The sequence below is a fragment of the Pseudomonas sp. O230 genome, from assembly GCF_045447035.1.
In the GTDB taxonomy this organism is placed as follows: domain Bacteria; phylum Pseudomonadota; class Gammaproteobacteria; order Pseudomonadales; family Pseudomonadaceae; genus Aquipseudomonas.
The window spans coordinates 265,612-286,875 of sequence record NZ_JBJGXN010000009.1; the positions used below are offsets into that span (position 1 = coordinate 265,612).

Genomic DNA, 21,264 nt, shown 5'->3' on the forward strand with positions numbered 1-21,264 from the left:
GCCCGATCAGAACATCCATTTGCACTGCCTCAACTAGTGCATTTGCACCTTACCTTTGCCCCTTAGGTCGATATTCGCTGGAGAACAATCCACGCTCACGCGCCCAGACAATCGCTTCACTGCGACTGTGCACATCCAGTTTGGAATACACGGTCGATACGTGATTACGCACGGTGTTCGGGGCCAGTTTCAGACGCGCAGCGATTTCCTTGTCGGCCAGGCCTTCGCAGATCAGACCGAGCACATCGCGCTCCCGGGCTGTCAGGTCGGTGAACGACACACTGGGCAATTTCGGCGAGTTGACGCTTTTCACATTGGCGAGTTTTTCGATCAGTGTGCGGCTGAACCAGGACGCGTCTTTCATCACTTCTTCGATGGCCGCCACCAACTCCAGTTCGGTGCGTTTGCGCTCGGTAATGTCCATCAACACCAGCAGGTAACAAGGGTTGCCCTGAATGTTCACCGTGTCGGCGGAAATCGCGCAATCGATCAGATCAGTGTCTTTTTTACGGATACGCACATCGATGCGATCCAGACTGCCGGTTTTCTCCAGCGCCGCAAACAGCCGTGTACGGGCAGCCTTGTCATGGATGAAATCGATTTCCGCGAGGGTCTTGCCCAACACTTCTTCGCTGGGGTATGCGAGCGTATCGAGGAAGGCTTCGTTGACGTCGATCACCACCTGATCGCCAGCACCACACACAAGGGTGGGCACCGGGGTCAGTCGAAAAGCCTTGGCGAAACGCTCCTCGCTTTGGCGCAGGGCGACTTCAGCCTTGTGCCGAGGCTCCATGTCGACGAAAGAAAACAGCATGCAGTCTTCGGCGTTGAGCTCCAGCGGCTGACCCGCGACGATCACCTGTTTGCTGCTGCCGTCGGGCAACTTCAGCTCGGCCTGCATTTGCGGAATGGTGGTGTGTTCGCGCAAACGCTCGATCGCCAGGTCTTTCTTCTCGGCGCCTTCAAGGATGTCCAGCTCATAGGTCGAAACGCCGATGACTTGATCGCGGGCATACCCGGTCATTTCCAGAAAACCCGCATTGACCTTGATATAACGCAAATCGCTGAGGCGGCAGATCACCGCCGGGGCCGGGTTGGCGTTGAAGGTCCTTTCAAAGCGCTGCTCGGCACTGGCCCACTCGGTGACATCGTTAATGATCAGCACCAGCGACTCCGGCGCCCCACGGCTGTCGGCCAACACCATGCTGCGCACGTTGTGGACCCAGGTGCGGTCCTCGTCGGCGGTCGGCGTCACCTCCACCAACACATCGCTGAAGGTCTCGCCACGCGCAACCCGGTTGATCGGGTAATTGTCAGCCGTCACCGGGTGGTTATTGCGATAGCGCAAAGCGAAACGCCGGGCATATTCCGTGGCGTCCGCGCCCAACTCGCTGATCTGGCTGACGCCGTGCATGGCGAGTGCAGCGTCATTGGCCCACAAAATGGTCTGGTCGAGTTCCAGCAGAATCACCCCATCGGACAAACCGGCGATGATCTGCTGCAACTGACGGCGATTGGTTTCGGTGGTCAGGACGTCCTGGCTCATTGGATCTCCACAATGACGGGAGCGCCAACGGGTGGCGCTCTGTGAAGATTACGACCGCGAGGGGTCGGGATCGTGCGGCGCACATTGCCCCTTGCTCGCTCCTGCAGGGTTAGCAATCATCGGCCTGATCATCATGCGGCAAGCTGCCCCCCGGCAATCGCCGCCGACGCCGCCAGCATCGCGCGCAACAACACCGCGCACCCGGCCGCCAGGTCATCCGGCGCGGCATTTTCGATTTCGTTGTGGCTGATGCCGCCTTCGCATGGCACGAAAATCATCCCGGCCGGGCCGAGTTCTGCGAGGAAGATTGCGTCGTGCCCGGCTCCGCTAACGATGTCCATGTGCGACAAGCCCAGCCCTTGCGCGGCGCCGCGGACTGCTTCGACGCACCCCTTGTCGAAGTACAGCGGCGGGAAATCGGCGGTGGGGGTCAGTTCGAAAGTCAGGCCGTGCTCCTCGCAGGTGGTTTCGATCACTTCGCGGACTTCGGCGATCATCGAGTCGAGTCTCGCCGGTTCCAGATGACGGAAGTCCAGGGTCATGCGCACTTCGCCAGGGATGACGTTGCGTGAGCCAGGATAGGCTTGCAGGCAGCCGACGGTGCCACACGCGTGAGGTTGATGGCCGAGGGCGGCGCGGTTGACCGCACCGACGATCACCGCGGCGCCGACCAGTGCATCCTTGCGCAGGTGCATCGGGGTCGGGCCGGCATGGGCTTCGACGCCGCGCAGTTTAAGGTCGAACCATTTCTGCCCGAGGGCGCCCATCACCACGCCGATGGTTTTGTGTTCGTCCTCAAGGATCGGGCCTTGCTCGATGTGGGCTTCGAAATAGGCGCCGACCGCGTGACCGCTGACTTTGCGTGGCCCGGCATAACCGATGGCGTTCAGCGCTGCACCGACGGTAATGCCTTCGGCGTCGACCTTGGCCAGGGTTTCTTCGAGGGTGAATTTTTCCGCAAACACGCCAGAGCCCATCATGCACGGGGCGAATCGCGAGCCTTCTTCGTTGGTCCAGACCACCACTTCCAGCGGCGCTTCGGTTTCCACACCCAGGTCGTTGAGGGTGCGCAGCACTTCGACCCCGGCCAGTACGCCGAAGCAGCCGTCGAATTTGCCGCCGGTGGGTTGGGTGTCGATGTGGCTGCCGGTCATCACCGGCGGCAGGTTCGGGTTGCGACCGGGACGACGGGCGAAGATGTTGCCGACGGCGTCGATGCTGACGGTGCAACCGGCCTGCTCGCACCACCCGACGAAAATGTCCCGGGCCTGGCGATCGAGATCGGTCAGGGCCAGGCGACAGACGCCGCCCTTGACCGTGGCGCCAAGTTTGGCCAGGTCCATGAGCGACTGCCACAGGCGGTCGCGGTTGATGTGCTGATGGGTGGATTGCAGAACGTCTACGGCCGCGTTCATGGTGATCTCCTCAGGCTGTTGTTATAGGTTTCTTCAGGTGTTTACCGGGTGTATCTGAGGCCTCATCGCCGGCAAGCCGGCGCCTACAATGGATATGCGTTCCCCCTGTCGGAGCCGGCTTGCCGGCGATGAGGCCATCCGTTACGCCGCCGATTTCGCGACAGACAGATCAGGCCGCATCGAGCACAACCCGTAATAAATCAACCCGCCCAGCGCCGAGCCCGTGAACCAGCCATAGCTGTAAAACCAGCTGAAGGCATCACTGCCCAGCGACAGCAGCGTCAACGCCACCGGCACGCCGAACGCGATGAAACCGAACCAGTTCCACGCCGGATACACGTCATCACGATACAACCCGGCCAGATCCAGTTGCTGTTTCTTGATCAGGAAATAGTCCACCACCATGATCCCGGCGATCGGCCCGAGCAGGCTCGAATAACCCAGCAGCCAGTTCGAGTAGACCGTTTCCAGACTCAGGTCCGAGACAATCAGCCCAAGTTTCTTCAGCAATTCATGCGCCATCAGCAACAACCCCACCAGCCCGGTGAGCAACACCGCTTTGGTGCGGTTGATCACCTTCGGCGCGATGTTCTGGAAGTCGTTGGTCGGGGACACAATGTTGGCCGCGGTGTTGGTGGACAGCGTGGCGATAATGATCAACGCCATGGCCAGCGCCACCCAGACCGGGCTCTGGATATGGCCGATCAAGGTGACCGGATCGGAGACGGTCACGCCCACCAGTTTCACCGACGCGGCGGTCATCACTACGCCCAGCGAGGCGAACAGGAACATAGTCAGCGGCAAACCGATAATCTGCCCGACAATCTGATCTTTCTGGCTCCTCGCATAGCGGCTGAAGTCGGGAATGTTCAGCGACAACGTCGCCCAGAACCCGACCATTGCGGTCAGCCCGGCAGCGAAATAGCTGACCACGCTGGCACCTTCCGGGCGCTTGGCCGGGATTGCCAGCAATTCGCTCATCGACACGTTCGGCATGGCCCACACCAACAAGCCGACACCCACCAGTATCAGCAACGGTGCCGAGAGCGTTTCCAACCATTTGATCGACTCGGCGCCGCGAATCACCACCCACAGGTTCAGCGCCCAGAAGATCATGAAACCGATGACTTCGCCGGTGCCACCGAGGGATTTCCAGCCCTCGAACACCGAGCCCAGAAACAGGTGAATCGCCAGCCCGCCAAACATCGTCTGGATGCCGAACCAGCCACACGCCACCAACGCACGAATCAGGCAGGGAATGTTGGAACCGAGGATGCCGAAGGAAGAACGCAGCAACACCGGAAACGGAATGCCGTACTTGGTGCCGGGGAAAGCATTCAGTGTCAGCGGGATCAACACAATGATGTTGGCGAACAGAATCGCCAGCAGCGCCTCACCGACGCTCAGGCCGAAATAGGCGGTCAGCACCCCGCCGAGGGTGTAGGTCGGCACGCAGATCGCCATACCGACCCACAGCGCGGTGATGTGCCATTTGTTCCAGGTTCGTTCGTGCACCTTGGTCGGTGCCATGTCGTGGTTGTATCGGGGACTGTCGAGGACATCGCTGCCGGCTTCTAACTCGAACAAGCCGTCGCGCTCGGTCACTTGTGATCTGATCTGTTGCATGGCCGCTCCACTGTTCTTTGAATTATTTTTTGCTCATCAGGGGCTGGTGGCATCAATAAACGTGCCGGGCACCCCGATTGCGCATCGGGCAGTTCCATAAAAACTTTGCAAGCAACTGATGTTTATCAGTTTTATATCTAACTGCGATGAGTAATCGGTCACTTGTCTGTGCATTCAGGCTAAAGGCCAGGCAAGTTGTCCGAACCGTCAGGACTCAATCTGGTGCGTTGATCTTTTTTTCAAAGTTGCGAATCAACCATAGACCATTCTCAAGCGGCTGATTTCACATAAGAAATCTCGTCTATTTTTGGAACCTGTCAAGTGCGTCAAATTGGTGAGCGGCCTCACCATTTTGGTGATTAATCGTTTTAGTGCTTATTTATCAATGATTTAAAACACATATAAGCTTATAAAAAATAATCTTGCTCAATCCATGAACTCATACTAGCTTCTAATCCTGACAGTGCTGACAGGAATGCCCCTGATGGCGCCCGCACCTATAAAACATTTAGAACCGGCACAAGTCGGTCATGCCTGCGAGGAACTCGGAATGTCTCTGTTGATCCGTGGCGCCACCGTTATTACCCATGATGAAAGTTATCGCGCCGACGTCTATTGCGCCGACGGCGTGATCAAAGCCATCGGCGACAATCTTGATATTCCAGCGGGTGCCGAAGTGCTCGATGGCACTGGCCAATACCTGATGCCCGGCGGCATCGACCCACACACCCACATGCAACTGCCTTTCATGGGCACCGTGGCCAGTGAAGACTTTTTCAGTGGCACGGCGGCGGGACTTGCCGGTGGCACCACGTCGATCATCGACTTCGTGATTCCCAATCCGCAGCAGTCGTTGATGGAAGCCTTTCATCAGTGGCGCGGCTGGGCCGAGAAGTCGGCCTCCGATTATGGTTTCCACGTTGCGATCACCTGGTGGAGCGAGCAGGTCCGCGAGGAGATGGCCGAGCTGGTCAGTCAACACGGGGTCAACAGCTTCAAGCATTTCATGGCTTACAAAAACGCGATCATGGCGGCCGATGACACTCTGGTCGCGAGTTTTGAGCGCTGCCTGGAGCTGGGCGCGGTACCGACGGTGCATGCGGAAAACGGCGAATTGGTTTATCACCTGCAGCGCAAACTGATGGCCCAAGGCATCACCGGCCCTGAAGCACATCCGCTGTCGCGACCGTCGCAGGTCGAAGGTGAAGCGGCGAGCCGCGCCATCCGCATTGCCGAGACCCTGGGCACGCCGCTGTACCTGGTTCACGTCTCGACCAAGGAAGCCCTCGACGAAATCACTTACGCCCGCAGCAAGGGTCAGCAAGTCTACGGCGAAGTGCTGGCCGGGCATCTGCTGCTGGACGACAGCGTTTATCAACACCCGGACTGGCAGACCGCCGCCGGTTACGTGATGAGCCCGCCGTTCCGTCCTCGCGGCCATCAGGAAGCGCTTTGGCATGGCCTGCAATCCGGCAACCTGCACACCACCGCCACCGACCACTGCTGTTTCTGCGCCGAGCAAAAAGCCGCGGGGCGTGACGACTTCAGCAAGATCCCGAATGGCACCGCCGGTATCGAAGACCGTATGGCCGTGCTGTGGGATGAAGGAGTGAACACCGGGCGTTTTTCGATGCAGCAATTTGTCGCGCTGACCTCCACCAACACCGCAAAGATTTTCAACCTCTACCCACGTAAAGGTGCGATTCGCGTGGGTGCCGATGCGGATCTGGTGCTGTGGGATCCCGAGGGCACACGGACGATTTCGGCGAAGACGCATCATCAGCAAGTCGACTTCAACATCTTCGAAGGCAAGACCGTGCGCGGAGTGCCGAGCCATACGATCAGCCAGGGCCGTGTGGTCTGGGCCAATGGGGATTTACGTGCCGAGCGGGGGGCCGGGCGGTATGTCGAACGGCCGGCGTACCCGGCGGTGTTTGATTTGCTGAGCAAGCGGGCGGAGTTGAATCAGCCTGTGGCAGTGAAACGCTGAGAGCGGCCTTCGGCCTATCGCTGGCAAGCCAGCTCCCACAGGTTTTGCAAACACCCAAGATCCCTGTGGGAGCGGGCTTGCCCGCGAAGGGGCCGGCACAGACAACACAAAAAACCAATGCCCACCAGAGGCAGCACCTCAATAACCGTGAGGCCAACACCGTGATCAAGACCCTGACCCACCTCCCGCATCCCTATGAGAATGCGGCCGCCCTCGCCGGCCATTTCACTGATCTGGCGCCGCCGCTCAACGACCGTCAGGCGCACCTGGAAGCCTCGCGCTGCCTGTATTGCTACGACGCGCCGTGCGTGAATGCCTGTCCGAGTGAGATCGACATTCCCTCGTTCATCCGCAATATCCATCAGGACAACGTGCAAGGCGCCGCACAGAAAATCCTCTCGGCGAACATCCTCGGCGGCAGTTGCGCCCGGGTCTGTCCCACGGAAATCCTTTGCCAGCAAGCCTGCGTGCGCAACAACGCCCATGAATGCGCGCCGGTGCTGATCGGCCTGTTGCAGCGCTACGCCGTGGACAACGCGCAGTTTCGCGAACACCCCTTCCGTCGCGCCGCAGCCACCGGCAAGCGCATCGCGGTGGTGGGGGCCGGGCCGGCCGGTTTGTCCTGCGCTCATCGCAGCGCCATGCACGGGCATGACGTGGTGATTTTCGAGGCCCGGGAAAAGGCTGGCGGTCTCAACGAGTACGGGATCGCCAAGTACAAACTGGTGGACGATTACGCACAGAAGGAGCTGGACTTCCTGTTGCAGATCGGTGGTATCGAAATCCGTCACGGGCAGAAACTCGGTGGAAACCTGACCTTGAGCGAACTGCATCAGCAATTCGACGCGGTGTTCCTCGGTCTCGGTCTTAATGCCAGCAAACAGCTTGGGCTGAATCATGAAGAGGCCCCCGGCCTGCTCGCCGCCACCGAGTACATCCGCGAATTGCGCCAGGCCGATGACTTGAGCCAACTGCCCCTCGCGGATCACTGCATCGTCCTCGGCGCCGGTAACACCGCCATCGACATGGCCGTGCAAATGGCCCGCCTCGGCGCGCATGACGTCAATCTGGTGTACCGCCGTGGCGTCGAGGACATGGGCGCCACTCACCACGAACAGGACATCGCCAAAGCCAATCAGGTGCGCTTGCTGACGTGGGCGCAACCCGAAGAAGTGCTGCTCGACGATCACGGCAACGTGCGCGGCATGCGTTTCGCTCGCACACATTTGGTGGAAGGTCGCCTGCAAACCACCGGTGAAACCTTCGAACTGGTCGCCGATGCGATTTTCAAAGCCATCGGCCAGGCCTTCGACTCAAGCGCCCTCAGCGACCCGCTGGCCCGTGAACTCAAGCGTCAGGGCGACAGGATTCAAGTCGATGAACAGCTGCGCACCAGCATTCCCGGCGTGTATGCCGGCGGCGACTGCACCAGCCTCGATCAGGACCTCACCGTGCAAGCCGTGCAGCACGGCAAGCTGGCTGCCGAGGCGATCAACGCTCAATTGATGCTCAACGTGGAGGCTGCGTAAATGGCCGATCTTTCGATTGTCTTCGCTGGCATCAAATCCCCCAACCCGTTCTGGCTGGCCTCTGCGCCGCCGACCGACAAGGCCTACAACGTGGTCCGCGCCTTCGAGGCCGGTTGGGGTGGCGTGGTCTGGAAAACCCTGGGTGAAGACCCGGCGGCGGTCAATGTGTCGTCGCGTTACTCGGCGCATTTCGGCGCCAACCGTGAAGTGCTGGGCTTCAACAATATCGAGCTGATCACCGACCGTTCGCTGGAGATCAACCTGCGGGAAATCACCCAGGTGAAAAAGGACTGGCCGGACCGCGCGCTGATCGTGTCACTGATGGTGCCCTGCGTCGAAGAATCGTGGAAACACATCCTGCCACTGGTGGAGGCCACCGGCGCCGACGGCATCGAACTGAACTTCGGCTGCCCTCACGGCATGCCGGAACGGGGCATGGGCGCGGCGGTCGGCCAAGTGCCGGAATACGTCGAGCAGGTCACGCGCTGGTGCAAGACGTATTGCTCGCTGCCGGTCATCGTCAAGCTGACGCCGAACATCACCGACATCCGCGTCGCCGCCCGTGCGGCCTATCGTGGGGGTGCCGATGCGGTGTCGCTGATCAACACGATCAACTCGATCACCAGCGTCAACCTGGAGCGCATGGTCGCCAACCCCACCGTCGGCAGCCAAAGCACCCACGGCGGTTATTGTGGTTCGGCGGTGAAGCCGATTGCGCTGAACATGGTCGCCGAGATCGCTCGCGATCCGCAGACGCAAGGCTTGCCGATCTCTGGCATCGGCGGCATCGGCAACTGGCGCGACGCTGCGGAATTCATCGCGCTGGGCAGCGGCTCGGTGCAGGTGTGCACGGCGGCGATGCTGCACGGTTTCCGGATTGTCGAGGAAATGAAGGATGGTTTGTCACGCTGGATGGACAGTCAGGGTTACGCCAGCGTGTCGGAATTTTCCGGGCGGGCGGTGGGCAATACCACGGACTGGAAGTACCTGGACATCAACTATCAGGTGATCGCGAAGATTGATCAGGAGGCGTGTATCGGTTGCGGTCGCTGCCATATCGCCTGCGAAGACACCTCGCACCAGGCGGTGGCCAGTCTCAAGCAGGCAGACGGCACGCATAAATACGAAGTGATCGATGACGAATGCGTGGGCTGCAATTTGTGCCAGATCACCTGCCCGGTGCAGGATTGCATCGAGATGGTGCCGATTGAAAACGGCAAGGCGTTTCTGGACTGGAATCATGATCCGAGGAATCCGTATCACGTTGCGGTCTGAAATCTTCGGCGCCTGAACTGACGCCATCGCGGGCAAGCCCGCTCCCACATTTGAAATGCATTCCAATGTGGGAGCGGGCTTGCCCGCGAAGAGGCCAGCAGCAAAACTGAAACCCTCAAGGCTCCAGACCGATCCCGCGCAAAATAACACTCGTCACCGTCTGCACCGCCCGCTCGAACTGCATGTCCGACAGCGGCTGGTGATCATTCAGGATATTCACCTGATGATCAAAGTCAGCGTAATGCTGAGTCGACGCCCAGATCATGTACAGCAGGCTGGAAGGCTCTACCGGCAGGATGCGCTTGTCGTCCACCCACTGGCGAATTTTCGCTTCTTTCATCTTGGCCCAGTCGTACAGGCTGACGTCGAGTTTCTCACCCAGCGTCGGCGCGCCGTGGATGATTTCGTTGGCCCAGACTTTCGAACCGTAAGGCCGGCTGCGCGAGTGGTTCATCTTGGCGCGGATGTAGCTGCTGAGCACCACGCGCGGGTCATCGAACATCTCGAAACACAGGGCGTCCTGCTTCCAGACCTCCAGCAAATCGAACAGCACGGCGCTGTAGAGCTCGGTCTTGGTGCTGAAGTAGTAATGCAGATTGGAGCGCGGCAGCTGCACTTCGGCGGCGATGTCGGCCATGGCGGTGCCGCCGAAACCTTTTTCGGCGAAGACCTTTTCGGCCCCGAGCAGAATTTTTTCGACGTTACTGCGGCGTATCTCGATCTTGTGATTGCCCATGAGGGCTCCCTGACAACAGCGTTGCTCAAGACTAGCATTCACCCTACATCGCGGCGACAGCCTAAACCGAAACTTCGTACACCCGCCCGACAGCGCTCGAAGTTAAACTGTCCGCCTTCTTCGAACCTGCCTCTGAGGTACCCACGATGCTTTTCAAGAAAACCCTGACCGCCGCCGCCCTGCTCGGCTCGCTGCTCGCCGCCTCGTCGGTCTTTGCCCACGCCCATCTGAAAGGGCAGACCCCGGCGGCCGACAGCACCGTCAGCGCGCCCTCGGAACTGCGTCTGGTATTTTCCGAAGGCGTCGAAGCGACGTTCAGCAAAGTCACCCTCAGCAAGGATGGCGCCGACGTACCGGTGAAAAGCCTGGCCACCGAAGGCAGCGATAAAAAGACCTTGATCGTGACACCGGCAGCGCCACTGGCGGCAGGTGCTTACAAAGTGGAATGGCATGCGGTGTCGGTCGACACCCATAAAAGCGAAGGTGCTTACAGCTTCAAGGTTGGCCAGTAATTCATGACGAGCGCGATGGTGCTGTGCCGTTTCCTGCATTTCACCGTGGTGCTGATGCTGTTCGGGGTCTGGGTCTTCAGGCCGTTGTTGTTGGGTCGTGAGACGTTGCTGGACAAACCCCTGGTGCGAGTCAGCCGCTGGCTCGCGTCATTCGCATTGATCAGCGGCATCGCCTGGCTGCTGCTGATCACCGCCAGCATGGCCGGTGCGTGGGAGGCGGCGTTCGATCCGTCGACCTTGCGCCTGGTGCTGAGCAATACGTTTTTTGGTCAGGTCTGGCGCTGGCATCTGCTGCTCAATGGTGTGCTGGTGGTTGTGCTGCTGACGCCGTTTCATTCAAGCCAGTCCTTGCGCCTGGCCCTTGGCGGCCTGCTGCTGGCGACGTTGGCGCCGGTCGGTCACGGCGCGATGTTCGATGGCCTCAGCAGCCAGTTGCTGATCCTCAATCAAATCATTCACCTGACCTGCGTCGGGGCCTGGCTCGGGGGGTTGTTGTTGCTGGTGATGATCCTGCGGCAACCGGCTGGCCATGCTGTCCGCCAAATATTGCAACGCTTCAGCGGTGTCGGTTATGCGCTGGTGGCGGGACTGGTGATCACCGGGCTGATCAATGTGCGGGTACTGACCGGGCAATTCTGGCCGACCCCGTTGTTCTCCGGTTTTGCGTTGATTCTGCTGATCAAGGTGGTGCTGGTCATCGCCATGTTGGGTCTGGCGCTGTTCAATCGGCTGCGGATCAAGGATTGCGAAGAACGCCTGGCGACGCTCAAAACCAGCGTGATTCTGGAATGGCTACTGGGCATTGGCGCTGTGGCGGCAGTTTCGCTTTTGGGCACCATGCCCCCGATGATCATGGGATAACCCCCCTTTCCGGGATGGCTTCCTCTCGGGCCATGCCTCGATGCTTACCGGTAAAACACGCTCCTACCGGGGCGCCAGTGAAATGGCCTTTGGCAACCAATCGCCTGCCTGCGAATGCATCACCCGCCCGTCGAATTGCCCCAAGTCATCGTATAACTTCTGATTGACATTCCCTGAAACACTCACAAATAATTGCCTCAATGTTGTACGACGACGTATGACAAAAATAAAAACAACAAGAACCCCAGGGAACGTCTCAGTGAGCAAACTCGCCCGCAATTCCTCCATCTGCAACCCTCGTCCTGCCTTCGCACGCCGTCATACCCTGAGCCTGATCGGTTGCAGCAGCCTGGCCGTACTCGCCATGCCTGTGACCGGCCACGCCGAAGGTTTCGTCGATGACGCCAAGGCCACGCTGAACCTGCGCAACGCCTACTTCAATCGCAACTACACCAACCCGACCTACCCACAGGGCAAGGCTGAAGAGTGGACGCAAAACTTCATCCTCGACGCCAAGTCCGGGTTCACGCCAGGCCCGGTCGGTTTTGGTGTGGATGTGCTGGGCCTGTACTCGCAGAAACTCGACGGCGGCAAAGGCACCGGCGGCACGCAACTGCTGCCGATTCACGATGACGGTCGCCCTGCGGACAACTTCGGCCGGATGGGCGTCGCGCTCAAAGGCAAAATCTCGAAGACCGAATTGAAAGTCGGCGAATGGATGCCGGTGCTGCCCATCCTGCGCTCGGATGACGGTCGCTCCCTGCCGCAAACCTTCCGCGGTGGTCAGGTGACCTCTACCGAAATCAGCGGCCTGACGCTCTACGGCGGCCAGTTCCGCCAGAACAGCCCGCGCAATGATGCGAGCATGGAAGACATGTCCATGAACGGCAAAGCCGCATTCACCTCGGACCGTTTCAACTTCGGTGGTGGTGAATACCAGTTCAACGAGAAGCGCACGCAGGTCGGCGTCTGGTACTCGGAACTCAGCGACATTTATCAGCAGCAGTACTTCAACCTCAGCCATAGCCAACCCATCGGCGACTGGACCCTTGGCGCCAACCTTGGCTTTTTCAACGGCAAGGAAGATGGCAGTGCCCTGGCGGGCAACCTGGACAACAAAACCACGTTCGCCATGCTGTCCGCCAAATACGGCGGCAACACCTTTTACGTCGGCCTGCAAAAGCTGACCGGTGACAATCCCTGGATGCGCGTCAACGGCACCAGCGGCGGGACCCTGGCCAACGACAGCTACAACTCCAGCTACGACAACGCCAAGGAAAAATCCTGGCAGTTGCGTCACGACTACAACTTCGTCGCCCTCGGCATTCCCGGCCTGACCCTGATGAACCGCTACATCAGCGGTGATAACGTGCACACCGGCGCCATCACCGACGGCAAGGAATGGGGCCGTGAATCGGAGCTGGCCTACACCGTGCAGAGCGGCGCGCTGAAGAACCTCAACGTCAAATGGCGCAACGCGACCATTCGCAAAGACTTCAGCAACAACGAGTTCGATGAAAACCGCATTTTCATCAGCTACCCGATTTCGTTGTTGTAAGAGGTTTCCCGGCTGATCCAAAACCTGTAGGAGCCAGCTTGCTGGCATGGAGGTAAACGATGACGCGTACTAACTGGATAAACGCGTCGATCGTAAGTCCATCGCCCGCAAGCAGGCTCCTATACTTGATGGCGTTCGTGACGGTTAACCCTCCGTCAATCTGCACAAAAGTCACGTTGACAGGACCCGGAAACCCTAACGATACTCCGACATAGTCGTACGACAACTTACAACGAATTCAACAACAATAATTTCGCGCCCAGGATTTTCCATGACCAGCACTTCCCAAGCCCCTTTCAATCGCCTGCTGCTGACCGGTGCCGCCGGTGGCCTCGGTAAAGTGCTGCGCGAAAGCCTGCGGCCTTACGCCAAGGTGATTCGCCTGTCGGACATCGCCGACATCGCCCCGGCCGTCGATGACCGCGAAGAAGTCGTGACCTGCGACCTCGCGGACAAGCAAGCCGTGCATCATCTGGTCGAGGGCGTGGACGCCATCCTGCACTTTGGCGGCGTCTCGACGGAGCATTCGTTTGAAGACATCCTCGGCGCCAACATCTGCGGTGTGTTCCACATCTACGAAGCCGCACGCCGTCATGGCGTCAAGCGCGTGATTTTCGCCAGCTCCAATCACGTCATCGGTTTCTACAAACAGGATGAAGTGATCGACGCCCACTCCCCTCGCCGCCCGGACAGTTACTACGGCTTGTCAAAGTGCTACGGCGAAGACGTGGCCAGTTTCTACTTCGACCGCTACGGCATCGAGACCGTCAGCATCCGCATTGGCTCCTCGTTCCCGGAACCGCAAAACCGTCGGATGATGAGCACCTGGCTGAGCTTCGGCGATCTGACCCAATTGATCGAACGCTCCCTGTACGCTCCGAATGTCGGCCACACCGTGGTCTACGGCGCTTCCGATAACAAGAACGTCTGGTGGGACAACCGCTACGCGACCGCGCTGGGTTATGCACCACGGGACACGTCTGAAGTGTTCCGCGAAAAAGTCGAAGCCCAACCGATGCCGGCTGCGGATGACCCAGCCATGGTTTATCAGGGGGGTGCCTTTGTCGCGTCCGGCCCGTTCGGTGACTGAAGCCCCTTGTTTCACTTGATCCCCACAACAAAAAGCCCAGGGAATGAGTTGCCATGCAAGCGGAATTGATTGTCGATGCCCGAAACGGGGTCGGTGAAAGCCCGGTCTGGGTCCCTGAGGAAAATGCCCTGTACTGGGTTGATATTCCCGCCGGGGGCCTGCAACGCTGGAGTGCCGAAACCGGCCATGTCGAGGCCTGGACGGCACCGGAAATGCTCGCCTGCATCGCGCGTCACCGCGATGGCAGCTGGGTCGCCGGGATGGAAAGCGGATTCTTCCGCCTCCAGCCGCACAACGACGGCAGCCTCGACAGCGAGCTGCTGGCGCACGTCAATCACCCCCGCACCGACATGCGCCTCAACGACGGTCGCTGCGACCGTCAGGGGCGTTTCTGGGCCGGCAGCATGGTGCTGAACATGGGCGCCAACGCGGCCGAGGGCGCATTGTATCGCTACGCCAAAGGTCAACGCGGGCCGCTCAACGCCCTACTCTCCGGCTTCATCGTCCCCAACGGCCTGGGTTTCAGCCCGGACGGGCGCACGATGTACCTGTCTGACTCGCATCCCTTGGCCCAGCAAATCTGGGCCTTCGATTACGACATCGACAGCGGCACACCGACAAACCGTCGGCTGTTCGTCGACATGAATCACTTCTGCGGTCGCCCCGATGGCGCCGCCGTGGACGCCGAAGGTTGCTATTGGATTTGCGCCAACGACGCCGGGCTGATTCACCGTTTCACCCCCGACGGACGCCTGGACCGCTCCCTTGTCGTACCGGTGAAAAAACCGACCATGTGCGCCTTCGGCGGCAGTCGGCTGGACACCCTGTTCGTGACCTCGATTCGCCCCGGTGACGACCATGATGATCAGTCATTGGCGGGCGGCGTGTTCGCCCTTGACCCGGGTGTGAGAGGCCTGCCGGAGCCATGCTTTAACGATCACTTGTAGGCGCCGGCTTGCCGGCGACGGCGCCCTTGAGATCGCCATCGCCGGCAAGCCGCCTCCTACAGGTACTCCACGCATTCACTGATCTCGCGGGTCAACATGACGCCAACACTGCTCGAACTCGAAGACGACCTGACCCACCTCACCCTCGCCCCCGAACTCGGCGGCAGCCTCGTCAACTGGACCGTGCGCAGCACCGGTCAGCCGCTGTTGCGCCACACTGACGCTCACGCGCTGCACACCGGTCTGCCCGGCAAACTCGGCTGTTTTCCCCTGGTGCCATGGTCCAACCGCATTTCCGACGGTGGTTTCGATCGTCCGGACGGCTGGCTTGCGCTCGAGCCCAACAGCCTCACCGATCCTCTGCCGATTCACGGCAGCGCCTGGCAGCAGCCATGGCAGGTGGTTTCGCAAACGCGTGATGAAGTGGTTCTGCAACTCGACAGCACCACGCCGTTCGCCTATCGCGCCCGACAGCGGTTTCATTTGAGCGCGGGCAAACTGACTATCGAGTTGCACGTCACCCATCTGGCCGAGCGTGCCGCGTGGCATGGTTTGGGGTTGCATCCGTACCTGCCGCGCACCGCCGGCACACGGCTACAGGCCAAGGCTGAGCAAGTCTGGTTGTGCGACGCATCGAAACTGCCGACCCGACTCGATTCGTTGCCTGCCGAATGGGATTTTCGCGAACTCAAGACTCTGCCCGACACGCTGGTCGACAACGGTTTCTGCCAATGGGATGGGCATTGCCTGATCCAGCAACCCGACCTCGGTTATGAACTGGAATGCCAGGCCAGCGGCAGCGATTACTACCTGCTCTACTGCCCGGTGGACCTGGCGTTTTTCTGCATCGAACCGGTGAGCCATCCGGTCAATGCGCACCACTTGCCCGGTCGGCCGGGATTGGTGTTGCTGGAGCAGGGTCAAACCGCCGAGCTGGGTTTCAGCCTGCAATACCGCGCCTACCCCAATAACTGACTCAGTACAGCGCGCAACTTGCCGGGTTTGACCGGTTTGTTCAGCAACGGCGCATCCAGTCGCTGCAAGGAGCGCCGGCACTGATCGGTGCGGTCCGCAGTGATGATCACCGCCGGAATGGTCTGGCTGAAATGCTCGCGTAAATGCCGCACCACCTCACACCCCACCACCCCGTGATCGAGGTGATAGTCCGCCAGAATCAGTTCCGGCGCCTGGCCCTGCAACGCGGCCAGTGCCGAGGTTTCGTCGGTGGCGACGACCACTTCGCAGCCCCACTGCCCGAGCAACGCGCTCATGCTTTGCAGAATGCTGACCTCGTTGTCCAGCACCAGCAAACGCCGGCCCGGCAACGGATTGCCGGTGCCCGGCAGGGGCGCTGCGAGGCTGATGGGTAACGGCACCTCACGGGAAATCGGCACCTCAATGCTGAACATTGAGCCGCGACCCGGCAACGAATGCACCTGGATCCGGTAGTCGAGGATCTTCGCGATGCGCTCGACGATCGCCAGCCCCAGTCCCACGCCTTTTCGGTCGGCGGCACGGCCGACGTCCAGTTGATTGAACTCGAGGAAGATCGAGTCGAGGCGATCCGCCGGGATCCCGCGCCCGGTGTCCCAGACTTCCAGACGCAGCCAGTCGCCGCGCCGCCGGGCGCCGAGCAAAATGCTGCCCTGATCGGTGTAGCGGCAGGCATTGCTGAGGAAGTTGCGCAGGATCCGCGTCATCAGCCGCAAGTCGGTGCGTATGGCGAAATCGCCCATGTGCACGCGCAAACGCAAGCCGGCCGCGTCGGCCACTGACCGGAACTCGGACACCAGCGGCCCGAGCAATTCATCGAGGCGATACAACGCGACATCCGGTTTGACCGCAGCCTGATCGAGCCGGGAGATGTCCAGCAAATCGGTGAGCAAATCTTCCGCCCCTTCCAGGGCCTGATGTGTGCGTTCGACCAGCACCTGTTCGACGTCCGGCAGTTTGCGTTCACGCAAGGTCGAAATCAGCAAACGTGCGGCGTTGAGCGGTTGCAGCAGGTCATGACTGGCGGCGGCGAGGTATTTGTCCTTGCTGCGATTGGCGGCCTCGGCGGCGTCACGGGCATCGCGCAAGGCCTCAGTGATCTGTTTGCGCTGGGTGATCTGTTGCTGCAGGTTGCGGTTGGCTTCGAGCAATTCGTCGGTGCGCGCAGTGACACGTTGTTCCAGCTCGTCGTTGAGCTGTTGCAGCCGTTGCTGGGCCTGTTTGCGTTCAGTGATGTCAGCGACAAAACCCTCCACCAGCGCCTCTTGATCGGGCTTGAGCAGCAGGTTCATCAGCACGTCGAGGCTGCTGCCGTCCTTGCGCCGCAACTGGGTTTCATAGCCGTTCAGACTGCCCTGATGCCTGAGCATCTCACCGATGTTTTCCAGTTCCCGGGCACCACCGACAAACAGGTTGCTCGCCAGATCCGCCAGGGAAAACAGCACGTCCTGAGGACTTTCATAACCCAGCATCCGCGCCAGCGCCGGGTTGGCGGCGCGCATGCCTTCGAGCAGGCTGGCCTGGAAGATCCCGTGCACCGCATTTTCGAACAGCCACTTGTAGCGATTGCGCTCGGCTTCGAGCTCGTCGAGGCGCGCGGCAAGTTCCGGGTAATGGCTCTTGCGCGCCGAGTGACTGCCTAATCCGAGTAACCCGGCCAGCGCACGTTGTTGTTCGTCAGAGGGCTTCGCCATAGACGACCTCGACATCACGCTGACTGGATTCGCGAGGGTTGGTCAGGATGCACGGATCGTGCATGGCATGTTGCGACAGGAACGGGATGTCCGCCGTGCTGACGCCGTGCAAGCCAAGGGTTTCATGGAAGCCGATCGCATGTTTCAACGCGATCAGATGCTCCACCAGACGCCCGCAAATCTGACGGTGATTGAGGCCACGGCAATCGATGCCGAACGTCTCGGCAATCACCTTGAACCGTTCCGGCGCGGAGCTGTAATTGAACGCCACCACGTGCTCCACCAGCACCGCGTTGCACAGGCCATGGGGCAAATCGAGGAAGCCACCGAGGCTGTGGGACATGGCGTGCACCGCGCCGAGGATCGCGTTGGAGAACGCCAGCCCGGCCTGCATGCTGCCGAGCATGATTTTCTCGCGCAGGGCGATGTCGCTCGGGTTGGCGATCATCTGCACCAGGTTGCCGTTGATCAGGCGCATGGCTTCCAGCGCATGCGGGTCGGTCAATGGCCCGTGGCCGGTGGCCACGAAGGCTTCGATGGCATGCACCAACGCGTCGATACCGGTACAGGCCGAGAGGAACGGGTCCATGCTCAGGGTGGTTTCCGGGTCGATCAGCGACACGTCCGGCACCACCGCTTTGCTGACGATGGAGAACTTCATGCGTTCTTGCTGGTTGGAGATGATCACGAATTGCGAGACGTCCGCCGAGGTGCCGGCGGTGGTCGGGATCAGGATCAGCGGCGGGCTGGGCACGCGGATGGTGTCCACCCCTTCGAACTCGAGGATGCTGCGCCCGTGAGCGACGACAATGCCGATGCCCTTGCCGCAATCCATCGGGCTGCCGCCACCGACGGCGACGATTACGTCGCAGTGGTTTTCCCGGTACAACTCGGCACCGAGCATGACTTCCTCGACCCGTGGGTTGGGTGAAACGTCGCTGTACAGGAAGTAATCGATGCCCTGGGCTTGCAGGCTGGCCTCGACATCGGCGACCCAACCGGCGGCGATCACACCGGGATCGCTGACCACCAGGACCTTACGCGCACCAAAGGTCTTGGCATAGTTGCCGACGTTGTGCCGGCAACCGGCACCAAAGATGATTTCAGGCGAAACGAATTTACGTAGCTGGCTGAGACTATGGCTCATTGGAAAGCCTGTTTTTTATTGTTTTGAAAGGTAAAGCCACACTAACCCATCTCGCTGCGAATGCAATCAGACCTATGGGTACACCGCAGATCCTCTGTAGGAGCCGGCTTGCCGGCGATGGCGGCCGCAGCAGCGACGCATGGCTCACGGGCCTCATCGCCAGCAAGCTGGCTCCTACAAGGCGATGTGTGCAGGGTGGGCTATCCGCGATAAATCAATCGCGAGGCCTTTTCATTGCGCAGCGTCAGGTGCTCCATGCCCTGCCCCGGTGCATCGGCTTCTTCGCGGGCCTTGAGGATCACGCCGTGGTGCGGGGACTTGCTGCACACCGGGTCGGCATTGGCGGCATCGCCGGTGAGCATGAACGCCTGGCAGCGGCAGCCACCGAGATCTTTGTGCTTTTCATCGCAGGAGCGGCACGGCTCCTTCATCCAGTCGTCGCCGCGGAAACGGTTGAAACCGAAGGAGTCGGTCCAGATGTGTTCGATGCTGTGCTCGCGCACATTCGGGAACGTCACCGGCAATTGCCGGGCGCTGTGGCAGGGCAACGCCGTGCCGTCCGGGGTGATGTCGAGAAACAGATTGGCCCAGCCGTTCATGCAGGTCTTGGGGCGTTCTTCGTAGTAATCCGGGGTGACGAAAATCAGCTTGCACGGATGGCCCTGCGCCTCAAGCCGTTCACGGTATTCATTGGTGATGCGTTCGGCGCGCTGCAATTGCTCGCGGGTCGGCAACAGGCCCACGCGGTTGAGCTCGGCCCACCCATAGAACTGACACGTCGCCAGTTCGACGAAATCCGCTTCCAGCTCCAGGCACAACTCGATGATGCGGTCGATGCGGTCAATGTTGTGCCGATGGGTGACGAAGTTCAGCACCATCGGGTAACCCTGGGCTTTCACTGCGCGGGCCATGGCGAGCTTCTGTGCGAATGCCTTGCGCGAGCCGGCGAGCATGTTGTTGACCGCTTCGTCGGCGGCCTGAAAGCTGATCTGGATATGGTCGAGCCCGGCGACCTTGAAATCATGGACTTTCTGTTCGGTCAGGCCGATGCCCGAGGTGATCAGGTTGGTGTAGTAACCCATGTCTCGTGCGGCTTTGATCAACTCCGCCAAATCCTGGCGCACCAACGGTTCACCACCGGAAAAGCCCAGTTGCGCGGCGCCCATTTCACGCGCCTCACGGAACACGCGAATCCATTCTTCGGTACTCAACTCCGCGCCTTGCTGGGCGAAATCCAGTGGATTGGAGCAATACGGGCATTGCAACGGACAACGATAAGTCAGCTCCGCCAACAGCCACAACGGCGGCCCCGGCGGCGACTCATTCGATCCAGAATTGAGCATAGGCCACCTCCAGAAACGCCAGCACATCCTCGTCGATCCCCGGCACACCGGGGGAACTCGCGGAGAGTAAATCAATGATCGCCGCCACACTGCGCTGACCGTCCAGCAGATCGAGAATCTGCCCGGCACTGGCGTTGAGTTTGATCATGCCTTCGGGATACAACAGCACATGGCAGTCCTGACGCGGTTCCCACTGCAAGCGAAAGCCTTGGCGCAACGCGGGTGACTGCGCACGCTTGATCAGGCTCACAGGGCGATCCCCCGATGCCAGACGCGATGGGTCGTCACCGTGTGATACGGCGGGCGTTGCAGCTCGTAGGCCATGCTCATGGCGTCGAGCATGCTCCACAGCACGTCGAGCTTGAACTGGAGGATTTCCAGCATTCGCTGCTGGCCTTCGACGGTGACGTAATGCGCCAGGGTAATGCGCAAACCGTGCTCGACATCACGCCGCGCCTGACTCAGGCGCGTGCGGAAATAGTCGTAACCGGCGACGTCGATCCATGGGTAATGCGTTGGCCAGGCGTCGAGCCGCGATTGGTGGATCTGCGGGGCGAACAGCTCGGTCAGCGAACTGCTGGCCGCTTCCTGCCAGCAGGCGCGCCGGGCGAAATTGACGTAGGCGTCCACGGCGAAACGGACGCCGGGCAATACCAGCTCCTGGGACAGAATCTGTTCGCGATCCAGGCCCACCGCTTCACCGAGACGCAGCCAGGCTTCGATGCCGCCTTCGCTGCCGGGCACACCGTCGTGGTCGAGAATCCTTTGCAACCATTCGCGGCGCACGTCACGGTCCGGGCAATTGGCCAGGATGGCGGCATCCTTGAGCGGAATGTTGATCTGGTAGTAGAAACGGTTGGCGACCCAGCCTTGAATCTGCTCGCGGGTAGCGCGACCGGCGTACATGGCTTGGTGGAACGGGTGATGGATGTGGTAGTACGCGCCTTTGGCGCGCAGGGCGGCTTCGAATTCGCTGGGGGTCAGCGGGGTGTCGGTCATTGC

General features: G+C 60.3%; 18 protein-coding genes. 9 read left to right on the forward strand and 9 right to left on the reverse strand.

Annotated elements, in window-relative coordinates; genetic code table 11:
• Positions 1–49: 49 nt before the first annotated feature.
• The 3 genes from ACI77H_RS20955 to ACI77H_RS20965 form a co-directional block, all read right to left on the reverse strand.
• Positions 50–1,546 carry a PAS domain S-box protein gene (locus ACI77H_RS20955; RefSeq protein ID WP_407013627.1) on the reverse strand — a complete coding sequence of 499 codons (1,497 nt, stop codon included), beginning with the start codon at positions 1,544–1,546 and terminating at the stop codon, positions 50–52.
• 131 nt (positions 1,547–1,677) lie between these two features.
• Entirely contained in the window at positions 1,678–2,961 is a 1,284-nt protein-coding gene (locus ACI77H_RS20960; protein WP_407013628.1) for a Zn-dependent hydrolase, read from the reverse strand.
• A 141-nt stretch (positions 2,962–3,102) separates the two neighbouring features.
• Complete coding sequence (locus ACI77H_RS20965) at positions 3,103–4,587, reverse strand: NCS1 family nucleobase:cation symporter-1 (RefSeq protein ID WP_407013629.1); 1,485 nt, start codon at positions 4,585–4,587, stop codon at positions 3,103–3,105.
• A gap of 550 nt (positions 4,588–5,137) precedes the next feature.
• On the opposite strand from ACI77H_RS20965, the gene hydA reads away from it, so the two are divergent.
• From hydA to preA, 3 genes are all read left to right on the forward strand, one after another.
• Positions 5,138–6,577, forward strand: coding sequence for a dihydropyrimidinase (hydA, locus tag ACI77H_RS20970; protein WP_407013630.1), 1,440 nt, complete (start codon positions 5,138–5,140; stop codon positions 6,575–6,577).
• Positions 6,578–6,738: 161 nt separating this feature from the next.
• Positions 6,739–8,106 (forward strand): NAD(P)-dependent oxidoreductase, encoded by a 1,368-nt coding sequence (locus ACI77H_RS20975; protein ID WP_407013631.1) that lies wholly within the window; start codon positions 6,739–6,741, stop codon positions 8,104–8,106.
• Positions 8,107–9,381, forward strand: coding sequence for an NAD-dependent dihydropyrimidine dehydrogenase subunit PreA (gene preA, locus ACI77H_RS20980; protein WP_407013632.1), 1,275 nt, complete (start codon positions 8,107–8,109; stop codon positions 9,379–9,381).
• A gap of 115 nt (positions 9,382–9,496) precedes the next feature.
• Here preA and ACI77H_RS20985 read toward each other — a convergent pair whose 3' ends face one another.
• Positions 9,497–10,117 carry a TetR/AcrR family transcriptional regulator gene (locus ACI77H_RS20985; protein ID WP_017339437.1) on the reverse strand — a complete coding sequence of 207 codons (621 nt, stop codon included), beginning with the start codon at positions 10,115–10,117 and terminating at the stop codon, positions 9,497–9,499.
• Between the two features lie 146 nt (positions 10,118–10,263).
• Here ACI77H_RS20985 and copC point away from each other — a divergent pair, with 146 nt between their 5' ends.
• The 6 genes from copC to ACI77H_RS21015 all read left to right on the forward strand — a co-directional run bounded on the left by copC (position 10,264) and on the right by ACI77H_RS21015 (position 16,060).
• Positions 10,264–10,629: a copper homeostasis periplasmic binding protein CopC gene (copC, locus tag ACI77H_RS20990; protein ID WP_407013633.1), complete on the forward strand. Its 366-nt coding sequence runs from the start codon at positions 10,264–10,266 to the stop codon at positions 10,627–10,629.
• A gap of 3 nt (positions 10,630–10,632) precedes the next feature.
• Positions 10,633–11,490 (forward strand): copper homeostasis membrane protein CopD, encoded by an 858-nt coding sequence (copD, locus tag ACI77H_RS20995; RefSeq protein ID WP_407013634.1) that lies wholly within the window; start codon positions 10,633–10,635, stop codon positions 11,488–11,490.
• Positions 11,491–11,749: 259 nt separating this feature from the next.
• Positions 11,750–13,048 (forward strand): OprD family porin, encoded by a 1,299-nt coding sequence (locus tag ACI77H_RS21000; RefSeq protein WP_407013635.1) that lies wholly within the window; start codon positions 11,750–11,752, stop codon positions 13,046–13,048.
• Between the two features lie 271 nt (positions 13,049–13,319).
• The gene (locus ACI77H_RS21005) at positions 13,320–14,138 is read left to right on the forward strand and encodes an NAD-dependent epimerase/dehydratase family protein (RefSeq protein ID WP_407013636.1); all 819 of its coding nucleotides are present in this window, start codon (positions 13,320–13,322) and stop codon (positions 14,136–14,138) included.
• Positions 14,139–14,191: 53 nt separating this feature from the next.
• Positions 14,192–15,085 (forward strand): SMP-30/gluconolactonase/LRE family protein, encoded by an 894-nt coding sequence (locus ACI77H_RS21010; protein WP_407013637.1) that lies wholly within the window; start codon positions 14,192–14,194, stop codon positions 15,083–15,085.
• A 96-nt stretch (positions 15,086–15,181) separates the two neighbouring features.
• Complete coding sequence (locus tag ACI77H_RS21015) at positions 15,182–16,060, forward strand: aldose 1-epimerase (protein ID WP_407013638.1); 879 nt, start codon at positions 15,182–15,184, stop codon at positions 16,058–16,060.
• Here the strand turns inward: ACI77H_RS21015 and ACI77H_RS21020 are convergent.
• The 5 genes from ACI77H_RS21020 to pqqC form a co-directional block, all read right to left on the reverse strand.
• Positions 16,045–17,772, reverse strand: a complete 1,728-nt coding sequence (locus tag ACI77H_RS21020; RefSeq protein ID WP_407013639.1) for a NahK/ErcS family hybrid sensor histidine kinase/response regulator — start codon at positions 17,770–17,772, stop codon at positions 16,045–16,047. The genes ACI77H_RS21015 and ACI77H_RS21020 overlap by 16 nt on opposite strands.
• Positions 17,756–18,919: an alcohol dehydrogenase-like regulatory protein ErcA gene (ercA, locus tag ACI77H_RS21025; RefSeq protein ID WP_407013640.1), complete on the reverse strand. Its 1,164-nt coding sequence runs from the start codon at positions 18,917–18,919 to the stop codon at positions 17,756–17,758. The genes ACI77H_RS21020 and ercA overlap by 17 nt, the downstream gene beginning before the upstream one ends.
• Before the next feature lie 200 nt (positions 18,920–19,119).
• Positions 19,120–20,262, reverse strand: coding sequence for a pyrroloquinoline quinone biosynthesis protein PqqE (pqqE, locus tag ACI77H_RS21030; RefSeq protein ID WP_407013641.1), 1,143 nt, complete (start codon positions 20,260–20,262; stop codon positions 19,120–19,122).
• Positions 20,240–20,512: a pyrroloquinoline quinone biosynthesis peptide chaperone PqqD gene (pqqD, locus tag ACI77H_RS21035; protein ID WP_407013642.1), complete on the reverse strand. Its 273-nt coding sequence runs from the start codon at positions 20,510–20,512 to the stop codon at positions 20,240–20,242. Before pqqD ends, pqqE begins: the two co-directional genes overlap by 23 nt.
• Entirely contained in the window at positions 20,509–21,261 is a 753-nt protein-coding gene (pqqC, locus tag ACI77H_RS21040) for a pyrroloquinoline-quinone synthase PqqC (RefSeq protein WP_407013643.1), read from the reverse strand. Before pqqC ends, pqqD begins: the two co-directional genes overlap by 4 nt.
• Positions 21,262–21,264: the final 3 nt, after the last annotated feature.

Excerpts from the sequence above, each read along its gene's own strand:
- copD (WP_407013634.1), top strand. The coding sequence starts at position 10,633 with ATGACGAGCGCGATGGTGCTGTGCCGTTTCCTGCATTTCACCGTGGTG.
- hydA (WP_407013630.1), top strand. The coding sequence starts at position 5,138 with ATGTCTCTGTTGATCCGTGGCGCCACCGTTATTACCCATGATGAAAGT.
- ACI77H_RS20955 (WP_407013627.1), bottom strand. The coding sequence starts at position 1,546 with ATGAGCCAGGACGTCCTGACCACCGAAACCAATCGCCGTCAGTTGCAG.
- ACI77H_RS20960 (WP_407013628.1), bottom strand. The coding sequence starts at position 2,961 with ATGAACGCGGCCGTAGACGTTCTGCAATCCACCCATCAGCACATCAAC.
- ACI77H_RS21020 (WP_407013639.1), bottom strand. The coding sequence starts at position 17,772 with ATGGCGAAGCCCTCTGACGAACAACAACGTGCGCTGGCCGGGTTACTC.
- ercA (WP_407013640.1), bottom strand. The coding sequence starts at position 18,919 with ATGAGCCATAGTCTCAGCCAGCTACGTAAATTCGTTTCGCCTGAAATC.
- ACI77H_RS20965 (WP_407013629.1), bottom strand. The coding sequence starts at position 4,587 with ATGCAACAGATCAGATCACAAGTGACCGAGCGCGACGGCTTGTTCGAG.
- preA (WP_407013632.1), top strand. The coding sequence starts at position 8,107 with ATGGCCGATCTTTCGATTGTCTTCGCTGGCATCAAATCCCCCAACCCG.
- ACI77H_RS21015 (WP_407013638.1), top strand. The coding sequence starts at position 15,182 with ATGACGCCAACACTGCTCGAACTCGAAGACGACCTGACCCACCTCACC.
- ACI77H_RS20985 (WP_017339437.1), bottom strand. The coding sequence starts at position 10,117 with ATGGGCAATCACAAGATCGAGATACGCCGCAGTAACGTCGAAAAAATT.
- copC (WP_407013633.1), top strand. The coding sequence starts at position 10,264 with ATGCTTTTCAAGAAAACCCTGACCGCCGCCGCCCTGCTCGGCTCGCTG.
- ACI77H_RS21005 (WP_407013636.1), top strand. The coding sequence starts at position 13,320 with ATGACCAGCACTTCCCAAGCCCCTTTCAATCGCCTGCTGCTGACCGGT.
- pqqE (WP_407013641.1), bottom strand. The coding sequence starts at position 20,262 with ATGCTCAATTCTGGATCGAATGAGTCGCCGCCGGGGCCGCCGTTGTGG.
- ACI77H_RS21010 (WP_407013637.1), top strand. The coding sequence starts at position 14,192 with ATGCAAGCGGAATTGATTGTCGATGCCCGAAACGGGGTCGGTGAAAGC.
- pqqC (WP_407013643.1), bottom strand. The coding sequence starts at position 21,261 with ATGACCGACACCCCGCTGACCCCCAGCGAATTCGAAGCCGCCCTGCGC.